The sequence below is a fragment of the Pseudomonadota bacterium genome, from assembly GCA_010028905.1.
Taxonomy (GTDB): Bacteria; Vulcanimicrobiota; Xenobia; order RGZZ01; family RGZZ01; genus RGZZ01.
In genome coordinates this window covers 1-1,439 of record RGZZ01000798.1, presented here as the reverse complement: position 1 = coordinate 1,439, position 1,439 = coordinate 1, and the positions used below count along the sequence as shown (strand labels likewise).

At 65.9% G+C, this 1,439-nt stretch carries 2 protein-coding genes; both read right to left on the bottom strand.

The window, feature by feature from the left end:
• On the bottom strand, window positions 1–187 hold a 187-nt coding region (locus EB084_25395), incomplete at its 3' end, for a hypothetical protein (protein NDD31600.1).
• Window positions 184–1,389: a PilT/PilU family type 4a pilus ATPase gene (locus tag EB084_25390; GenBank protein ID NDD31599.1), complete on the bottom strand. Its 1,206-nt coding sequence runs from the start codon at window positions 1,387–1,389 to the stop codon at window positions 184–186. The genes EB084_25390 and EB084_25395, both read right to left, overlap by 4 nt.
• Between the last annotated feature and the right edge of the window lie 50 nt (window positions 1,390–1,439).

The following is a 1,439-nucleotide window of genomic DNA, read 5'->3' as shown; positions in this document are numbered from 1 at the left end:
CCTCCGCTGGCACACCCTCGACCCGGGCATTGGCCTCGCGCCGCGCTTCGCAGTCCGGGGTGCGGCAGTCTCGTGGCGAGCCATAGCAGTCGTCATGGTACAGCCGACCGCAGCCGGAGCACAGGGTGATGGGGGCGGCGTCGTCGATGGCGACGCTGCAGATGCCACAGGTGCGAGATCCGCTCATGACGTTCGTTCGTCACCCTCGACCGCGGCTGGCGCGCCTGCGTCGCCTCGACGAGGGCCCACGCTCTGGTAGGGCGTGCTCTGATAGCGGGGATCTTCACGACCGCTGCTCTTGATGTAGACGGGCATCGTCTTCAGCTTCAGACGCATGTCGTTGGCATTGTCAGAGAAGCGCACGGCGTCTTCCGGGGAGATCAGGCCTTCGCGATACAGCGCCAGCAGCGAGGCGTCGAAGCTCTGCATGCCCTCGGGGGCGAAGAGATCGAGCTCGCGCTTGAGCTGGGTGAGCTCGCCGCTGCGCAGGAGCTCTTGAACGCGCGCATTCACCGTCATGACCTCGACAGCCGCCACGCGCCCCTCGATGTCGCTGCGGGGCACCAGACGCTGCGAGACGACCCCGCGCAGGTTCAGCGAGAGCTGGGCATAGACCTGATCGTGGATCTCGGTGGGAAAGAACTGCACGACGCGCTCCACGGTCTGCGTGGCGTTGTTGCTGTGCAGGGTCGACAGCACGAGGTGGCCGGTCTCGGCGAAGTACACCGCCGCCTTCACGCTCTGCTGGTCGCGCATCTCACCGATGAGCAGCACGTCCGGGGCCTGGCGCAGGGCGCTCTCGAGGGCGTCCTGGAAGTTCACGGTGTCGGTGCCCACCTCGCGCTGGCTCACGATGCAGTTGAGATCGGTGTGCAGGTACTCGATGGGGTCTTCGATGGTGACGATGTGGCCGGTCGAGTTCTGGTTGCGATACTTCACCATCGCCGCCAGCGTGGTCGACTTTCCGCTGCCCGTGGGGCCCGTCACGAGCACGAGCCCGCGCTTGAGCAGGCTGAGCTTCTTGGCCACGTCCGGGATGCGAAGCGCCTCGAAATCGAGGATCTCGTCGCGCACCTTTCGCATCACCATGGCCCAGGTGCCGCGCTGGCGATACACATTGCATCGGAACCGCCCCACGCCCTCGACCTCATAGACCAGATTGGCTTCGGGCCGCTTCTCGAACGCCTCTCGATGGGCCGGCTTCATCACCAGCTGGCAGATGGCCTCGGTGACCTCTGGCCGCAGGGGATCCATCTCGATGAAGGCCAGGCCGCCCTCGATGCGCAGGCACGGAGCGAGGCCCGCGCGGATGTAGATGTCGGACGCGTCTTCCCGAACGGCCGCCGCAAGCACGTCGTGAAGGCTGTCTACAAGGTCTCTGAACTCCATGCCGGGGGCTTCTAGAAGCCCGACCGAAAACCCCTCTTCAGCGGTCGCGG